Source organism: Pedobacter sp. GW460-11-11-14-TSB4, assembly GCF_059423705.1.
In genome coordinates, this window is the sequence record NZ_JBWKYI010000032.1 from 48,328 (window position 1) to 56,494 (window position 8,167).

Sequence of the window (8,167 nt, forward strand, 5' to 3'; positions counted from 1 at the left end):
ATTCTAAATTTTGTATATTTGATTGAAACACGGCCTTACCAATCTTAATCTTTATGGATACATTGATCATAGAACTAACCAACCAAAAAGCTTATAAGCTTTTAAAGGAATTGGAAGAATTGCATCTTATTAGAGTGATTAAAAAAACCGTTAAAACTTCTGAACTTCGTAATCAAATTAAAAGTCAGATGAATGCAGAAGCCATAGATGCACAATTAAATGATTTGCGTGGAGAATGGCAGAGAGATATTTAATTGATACATCGGCAGCTATAAAATATCTAAATGGAACTTTTTCTCTGAAAGGTTTGAAATACATGGATCAGATTGTGGATGCGGAATCTGTGTTGTCGTTTATTTCAGAAATAGAACTCCAGGTATGGAAGCCAACTAATCCAGATGATATTATCATATATCAAAAATTCGTATCAAATTCAATTATTTTAGGTTTGGGAGATGGAATTATTGCTGAAACGATAAGCGTTAGAAAAACGTACAACTTAAAACTACCTGATGCATTAATAGCGGCAACTTGCTTATTAAATAACCTTACTCTTATAGGGGATAATGATAAAGATTTTGCTAAAGTTAAATCTTTAAAATGTATTAATCCGAGTCACTTATAGTTATGAACAAACTTTTTTTAATACCAATAATGGTTCTTTATTTCATTACAGCGAATGCCCAGGAAATTGTGCCGTTGTATTCAGGTGCAATTCCTGGTGCCAAAACTACTCCTGCAGATTATATAGAAAACACCGAGGTTCGCGCAAATGGTACTTTGAGTATTACTAAAGTATCGGTACCAACATTTACGGTTTTTGAAGCACCTAAAAATATCGCCAACGGAACTGCAATAATCATTTGCCCGGGTGGAGGTTATGGTGCTTTGGCGTTTAGCCACGAAGGAACCGATGTGGCCAAAAGATTTAATGCCATTGGCGTTACCGCTTTTGTATTGAAATATCGGTTACCAAGCGATCAGATTATGGTTGATAAAACCTGTGGGCCTTTACAGGATGCACAGCAAGCCATATATCTGATCAGGAAGAATGCCAAAAAATATGGAATTAAAACCAACAAAATCGGGATTATGGGCTTTTCGGCTGGTGGTCATTTTGCCTCTACCCTTGTTGCACATTATAATGATCTTAAAATTGCCAATCCGGAAAAGATAACGCTAAAGCCTAATTTTGCTGCATTAATTTACCCTGTAATTAGTTTTGAAGAATCGGTGCATACCGGTACCATGAAGAATTTATTGGGACCAAATCCTGCTGATAGTTTAAAACATTATTTCTCTGCCAATAAAAATGTTAACAAAAAAACGCCTCCTGTCTTTTTTGTACATGCTAAAGATGATAAGACCGTGCCTTACCAAAACAGTGTGTTGATGAATGAGGCGCTAAAGCAGCATCAGGTAGCAACCGATATTTACCTGTACGAAAAAGGCGGTCATGGTTTCGGTTTGATCAACAAAACTTCTGATGTAGATTGGTTTAACTTGTTGGCTACCTGGATGAAAAAAGAGAAATTTTAATATCTTTGCCGATATTTTAACCTCTTAACCAGAAATTTTAATGCAAAAAACAATTAAATATGCAATGGTGGCCCTGGTGGCGATTATTGCAATTGCAGGTTGTAAGAAAGAAATTAATTGGAATGCACGCCTGGATCCGAACAGCAATGGTTGCCAGTTAACGACAGTAAATACCGATTTAGGTATGTTTGGTCAATATTCAATTAGCTATACTTACGATGCTTCAGGTAAACTCACTAAGGCTACAAGTGATGGTGAATCTAGGGTTTATACTTATTCTGCTACAAAAATTACAGGTGTATTGCCTGATGGCGAAATTACAGAACTTACTATAGCTGATGGAAGGGCGGTTTCCAGCTATAATTCAGATTTTTTTAGTATAAATGGTTCAAAGACTCCAGTTACCCGGACCTATGCCTACAATGCAGATGGCTATTTAAGTGTGGTAAAAAGTTATCTCGATACCCAACTTAACTCTACTGCCGAACTTACATACACCAATGGTAACTTAACACAGGTAAAGGTTATTTATTTTGATGGGGTAGTGGAAACCACTATTTATGAATATTCAAATCAACTTGCTGTAAATACTTACGAAACATCTGATCCTATTTCGCTGGTTATAGACTACATGCCTGGAAATTACTTTGGGAAACATTCCAAGAATGTAGTGATCAAATCTACAACCCAATCTTCCGGAGATGCCAATGCAGTAATTTCAGATTACAGTTATAAGTTCGATGCCAAAGGAAATGCAACATCTATCATCGTAAAAAATACCCAGAAATCAAGCTCTGGTGCCATATTTGACGAAGTATCAACTTCCTATAATCTGGTATACAACTGTAAATAAACGATATACCTTAATACATCTGCAAGTAACGTAAAGAAATGCATAAGAGCCTGATCATGAGCCATGATCAGGCTTTTGTTTTTGATAACTTTTTCGTCAATAAAGTCAGATACCTACAATGATTGTAAATCAGAATAACCTGCCAAATTAGAAAAGGCAAGTAAAACGCCCATTTTACCACTTCATTTTTACCATTTAGACCCTCATTTTCTAGTGATACGTCGTCTACCTTTGTTTACAGGCATGTCGGTTGTAAGTTTAGATATGCCTTTTATCTAACCAAATATTTACCTAAATCAAAAAAAATGAGAAATGAAAAAATGAAATTATGCATGCTATTTGTATGCATGTTTGTATCAATTTTATCTTGTAAAAAAGATAAAGAAGAAATTAAAACAGAAAAAGGCCAGGTTAAAGCATGGGAAACATTGATTGACGGGAACTCTTTTGCCAATTACACTAATTTTGAGGCGCAATGGAATTATAATTATCCCTGGGGCACCGATCATAATGGATCTGCACGTATGGTGGGCAGCGCTTCTAACCATAATCAAATTTCGTTAAGTGGAGGTGTGTTAACGATTAAAGCTACGCGCTTAGCTTCATCTCCGGGAAACAGTACGGCTAACGGTTTTACTAATGTGGCGATATGGTATAACTCTGGTGCCTGCCATGCCAAACAGCAGGTGCTAATTAACGATCAGTTTCCCAGTTATACCATTTCTGGCGATTTCGCTGTACCAACAGGCAAAGGTACCTGGCCTGCTTTCTGGATTACAGGAGTAAACTCATGGCCACCTGAAAGCGATATTATGGAGTTTAAAGGCAGTAACACCAATTGGCAGAATACTTATGATGGTGGCTGGGAGAATAAACTCACAGCAGTTTCTAATGCTGGCTCGTACCATAATTACAAGTGCTGGTACAATAAAGTAAGCGCAACAGATGTAGACTGCCATTATTATATCGATAACGTTTGGGTAGCTAAGCACACCATGAGCAACTCGGTGAACAAACCCATGTGGCTCATCATTAACATGCAAATGGAAGGTGATAGTGGCTCTCCAGGCCCGTCTGGTAATACTTTTTACACTGGTAAAAATATTTACCTGGGCAGAGAAAGAGCCTTCTAATCTGGAAAATCAAACTTTTAATTTGGAGGTAGCCTTATGGCTGCCTCCATTTGCCATATAAAATAGAATATGAAAAAATACCTAATTGTGCTGACTGGTGTCTTGCTCTGCATTTTATTGGTGCAGTGCAAAAAGGAAGAAATAACCTTGCCGGAAAGCAATGTTGATTTATTGATTGGCAAGATTAACCTACTCAGACAAAGCGGATGTAATTGTGGTACGGAATACATGCCTCCAGTACCTGAGTTATCTTTGAATAAACAATTGCAAAATGCGGCAATACTTCATGCCAAAGATATGGCTCAGCAAAACTATTTTGATCACTTATCCCCAGATGGCGGTACTCCCGCCGAGCGGGCATTAAATGCTGGTTATAAAGGCGATTTTAAGGCAGAAAATTTAGCAAAAGGGTATAACGAGGTCGATCTGGTAATTACCGCATGGAAAAATAGTGTAAGCCATTGTAAAGCCATGATGGATGCTAAAAGTAAAGAAGCTGGAGCTGGTATGGCACAAAATTACTGGGTGGCTACCTTCGGTAGTCCCTTATAATTCTTTTATCGTTTTGTCAATCACATCCAGTAGTCCATTGCTATAAGCATCATCAGTCAACTCCCAAAACATGATGCCATTTAATTTTTGGTCGATAACATATTTGGTTTTTAATGAAATTGATTTAGGATCATCAAAAGTGGCGAGATACCTTGTTTGTTGGTTATAGTAATAAGGTGCTTTGGCTGTCTCATCCCAATAGTAGGTATAGCCATTTTCAGCAGAAAATTGTTTCGTAAAGTTTTTAAAAGAAACACCTCTTAAAAATTTGGTCGGCTGGTATAAACCCTGGTTTGCATCGGTAGTATTTTCGAAAATACGGGCGTAAAATGCTGCTCCTAATGCAATTTTTTGTGCGGGTACACCTAAATCGATCAGCGCTTTTACCGCATAATCGCCTGATAAAGCTTGTTGGGCGGTAGCGTACAATGGGGTATGATGGCCGCTTTGGGTGGCATATCCGCTTACCAGATCGTAACTCATTACATTAACCCGGTTTACCAGTGGCATGACTTTATCCCATTCGAAACAAGAATCGATGCAGTTTTTTGTGCCGCCTGCAGCAAAACTAATTTCGGCCTTTTTGCCTAGTTTTTTGCGCAATTCTTTAATCAGTAAGGTGAAGTTATGTTTATCCTCTACCGTGTAACGATGCCCGGGGAAGCCCACTACAGCGGGGTATTCCCAATCAATGTCTATCCCATCAGCATGAAAAAAGTCGAGTATTTCTTTGGTGGTTTTAGCAAATGTTTTTCGCCCATCGGCCCTGCTAAATACTTCAGAGCAGTTTTTACAAGCACTCCAGCCGCCCATGGCAATCATCACCTTTAAATCGGGATTACGCTTTTTTAAACTGATCATCTTCGAAATCAGCGCAGAATCTTTTGCCGATCGAATGTTTAAACTATCGCCTTTTAAGTGTCCAAAACTGTAAATTAAGTGACTTAGTTTTTCAATGGGGAAACTATCTATTACTGTATTTTGCCCGGTGTAGTATGCAATTACATTAGGTTTTACTGTTTTTTGCGCTTTTACATGGAAACTAAACAGTAGTGTCAACATCACCAAGGCAGTCATTCTGAATGTGATGGTGTGGTAATTGGCGTTTCTTTTCTGCACGGGCTAAAATTAAAGGGTTATTTTTCGGCAATAATATTTTGTAATTCGTTTAGTTCGGCAACTTTTTCTGTTGCACCAGCGTTTTCGTATGCCGAAATCAGGTTTCTGATTACACGGCGGATAATATCGGTATTGCTACATGGCCTGTAATATTCGGGCAGGGCTTCTAAATTAAGCTGGCGCAGAAACTGATCAACATCATGTTTGCCGAAGATGTTACCGCGGTTAAAGGCATTGATGTAAAAAAGCACACCATATTCGCTTCCTTCCTGTTTGCTATCGTCTATATAACCCAAAATAAAGTGTTGCGGCAAATTGATCCCATAAACAGGCAAATCTAATTTCTGTGCCAGGGTAGAATAGATGATGGCCAGCGAAATCTGGTTGCCTTTTTTACTTTCCAGCACCTGGTTTAAATAAGAATTTTGGGGATCGTGGTGATTTTTGGTATTACCCCCAAAACCATATTGTTGATACAAAACGTGATTGATCAGTTTTACTTTTTCAACCGAACTCATTTCGTATTGAAGCCCCAGCCAGATATCTCTTTTAATTTCTTCCAGCTGGTTAATTACCTTTTGCTCATCTAAATCTGGGTATTGGTACCGGTTAATAATTAATGCACCTTGCAATAAATCAAAAGCACCACTTAAATACCATAAGTTTAAATCTTCTTTAACCGTTTTAAACTGGATCTGATGAACAATATTTTCAATCCGCTCCTGCAACAGGCCATCAAAAGACTGTTCCCAGGCATTTTCTAAAAAATGTACTACCTCACCGCCATATTCAAGCAGTTTCTTCTCTACATGATGGAACACTTCCTCGTCAGGATCATCCAACAGTTTTACTAAAGCACTTATCTCTGCGTTATTTTCCATAAAACATACCTACGTTTGCAGTGTTTAATTACTTTTGCAATATTATGCTATTTCAATTTATTACAGATTACCTTAAACACCGTTTAACAGCAAAAAGCCGACATGGAACGCACTCACCATTCGTGTACAAGCTCGCTGATGAGGTAATTTACGATTTTACAGACAAATCTGAATACAAAAACATAGAAGAACAGCGAAAAAAACTTTTTAATGACGATTCGATAATCACGGTTACAGACCTTGGAGCGGGTTCTCACCTCAATAAAAACCGCACAAAGAAAGTAAGTCAGATTGCCAAGAATGCGTTAAAAAGTCCGAGGCTGGCCAAGCTTATTTATCGCCTGGCAAAAAATACACATCCAAAAAGTGCAATCGAATTGGGTACCTGTTTGGGTATTACCACGGCCTATCTGGCTAAGACAGATCCGCAAACCGAAGTAATTACGATAGAGGGTTGTCCGCAAACGGCAGAAGTGGCGAAGAAAAATTTCCAGGAACTTAATTTAGAGAATATCGAACTTCATGTGGGTAATTTTGATTTAATCCTGCCTGATATTATTGCCAAACAGCCCAGTTTAGATTTCGTTTACATTGATGGTAACCACCGCAAAGATGCTACCCTGAATTACTTTAAATGGTGTTTGCCTAAAATTAATGAAGATTCGCTCCTGATTTTTGACGATATTTATTGGAGCGATGGCATGAAAGAAGCCTGGGCAGAAATTAAAAACCATCCTGACGTTACCGTAACCGTCGATTTGTTCTGGATCGGTTTGGTTTACTTTAAAAAAGGGCAGGCCAAGGAACACTTTAAGCTTAAATTTTAAAAAATGAATGTAGAACCCAAGTTAGCAGGTATCCAGAAACGATCAGCCATGTTTATTTTGTTGATTAGCTTATTTTCGGGTATTGCTTTTTATTTGGTTTCGCTTTTTATTGAAATGAGTGTGCTTACGCACATCATGTTGGGTTGGGATGCGTTTTGTTTGATGCTGATTACCCTCCATTGGTACATGTTTTTTCATACCTCTGCTGCTGAAACACACCTGAAGGCCAAAATGCAGGACGAAACCCGTGGCGAAATTTTTGCCATTGTGGTGGTATCTACCTTTGCAGGTTTACTCGCTGTAATTCTGCTGTTAATTAATAAAGATATCGAGCCGCTCGATCTGGTCGTGGCTATTGCAGGCATGTTTTTGTCGTGGTTTTTGGTGCACACTACCTTTAGCATGCGTTATGCGCACCTTTATTATGGCGATAAGAAGAAATCTACTGATAAAAAAGGAGCCGGACTGGAATTTCCTGGTGATGACGAACCCGATTTTATCGATTTTGCTTATTTCTCTTTCGTGCTGGGCATGACTTTCCAGGTTTCGGATGTTGAAATTTCTGATCGAAAGATTAGAAGACTATCACTGCTGCACAGTTTAATCGCCTTTATCTTCAATACGGTTATTGTAGCCTTAACCATTAATGCATTGGCAGGCTTAAGCAAATAAGGATTTCAAATTCCGACTAACTAGAAGAAATCTATCATACCGCTATTTTTTGTCATCCTGAGCGTAGTGAAGGATCTTTAAAATTCAATATTTTAGCCATAGTGGGGCGTGGAAAGATTTATGCTCAACAATTACAACAGTTTTTAGGAAATGAGCAGTTCCGTTTTTGTGGCGGGCATCAGTCCCGCTCCCGCTGCTGCCGGGTTTGGGGTAGCAAGGATGGATGCCTTTTGACCCCATGTCAGAATCCTGACCTTTGGAGTTAGAATTTTAAATCCCATCCGGTAAAAAATATTAGATTAATCACCAAACGTTCCTAGGGAACGAAACGCCAATCGTACAATTGGCTACCCAGGAATCGTCCCGATGGGACGGTCTGCGAATATACGTCCCATCGGGACGGCTCTTGGGTAGAAAAAAAATTATGTTTTTTTTTCGTTCCGTTAGGAACGTTTGGTGTTTTGCACCATGGTGAGAGACCGTTGTTCAATAAACCTGTATTCTATGGTTTATACAAATAAAAAGTTTTTTTTCTGAGAAGCATTACTTTAGATTTATGCAGCAGGCTCCAGGAGGTATGGCGTACCTCTT

Annotated in this window: 10 protein-coding genes; 8 read left to right on the plus strand and 2 right to left on the minus strand. The window is 38.5% G+C overall.

All coding sequences use genetic code 11. The annotated features are described in order from the left end of the window. Positions 1-53: 53 nt before the first annotated feature. From AC07YT_RS21945 to AC07YT_RS21970, 6 genes are all read left to right on the plus strand, one after another. Positions 54-254 carry a hypothetical protein gene (locus AC07YT_RS21945; protein WP_086547915.1) on the plus strand — a complete coding sequence of 67 codons (201 nt, stop codon included), beginning with the start codon at positions 54-56 and terminating at the stop codon, positions 252-254. Further along, entirely contained in the window at positions 236-625 is a 390-nt protein-coding gene (locus AC07YT_RS21950; RefSeq protein ID WP_086547914.1) for a type II toxin-antitoxin system VapC family toxin, read from the plus strand. The genes AC07YT_RS21945 and AC07YT_RS21950 overlap by 19 nt, the downstream gene beginning before the upstream one ends. A 2-nt stretch (positions 626-627) precedes the next feature. Next, entirely contained in the window at positions 628-1,539 is a 912-nt protein-coding gene (locus tag AC07YT_RS21955; protein WP_086547913.1) for an alpha/beta hydrolase, read from the plus strand. A gap of 40 nt (positions 1,540-1,579) precedes the next feature. Further along, positions 1,580-2,392 carry a DUF4595 domain-containing protein gene (locus AC07YT_RS21960; protein ID WP_086547912.1) on the plus strand — a complete coding sequence of 271 codons (813 nt, stop codon included), beginning with the start codon at positions 1,580-1,582 and terminating at the stop codon, positions 2,390-2,392. 305 nt (positions 2,393-2,697) lie between these two features. Further along, a complete protein-coding gene (locus AC07YT_RS21965; RefSeq protein WP_086547911.1) occupies positions 2,698-3,525 on the plus strand; it encodes a glycoside hydrolase family 16 protein in 828 nt (275 codons plus the stop codon). 69 nt (positions 3,526-3,594) lie between these two features. Beyond that, entirely contained in the window at positions 3,595-4,077 is a 483-nt protein-coding gene (locus tag AC07YT_RS21970) for a CAP domain-containing protein (RefSeq protein ID WP_086547910.1), read from the plus strand. On the opposite strand, the gene AC07YT_RS21975 is transcribed toward AC07YT_RS21970, so the two are convergent. Further along, positions 4,072-5,196, minus strand: coding sequence for a glycoside hydrolase family 18 protein (locus AC07YT_RS21975; RefSeq protein ID WP_494945523.1), 1,125 nt, complete (start codon positions 5,194-5,196; stop codon positions 4,072-4,074). The two genes, AC07YT_RS21970 and AC07YT_RS21975, sit on opposite strands and share 6 nt — an antisense overlap. Positions 5,197-5,213: 17 nt before the next feature. Next, a complete protein-coding gene (locus tag AC07YT_RS21980) occupies positions 5,214-6,077 on the minus strand; it encodes a transglutaminase-like domain-containing protein (protein ID WP_086547908.1) in 864 nt (287 codons plus the stop codon). A 44-nt stretch (positions 6,078-6,121) separates the two neighbouring features. Between AC07YT_RS21980 and AC07YT_RS21985 the strand changes: the two genes are divergently transcribed. Then, positions 6,122-6,904 (plus strand): O-methyltransferase, encoded by a 783-nt coding sequence (locus tag AC07YT_RS21985; RefSeq protein WP_086547907.1) that lies wholly within the window; start codon positions 6,122-6,124, stop codon positions 6,902-6,904. A gap of 3 nt (positions 6,905-6,907) precedes the next feature. Further along, positions 6,908-7,576 (plus strand): DUF1345 domain-containing protein, encoded by a 669-nt coding sequence (locus AC07YT_RS21990; RefSeq protein ID WP_086547906.1) that lies wholly within the window; start codon positions 6,908-6,910, stop codon positions 7,574-7,576. The last annotated feature ends 591 nt before the right edge of the window (positions 7,577-8,167 follow it).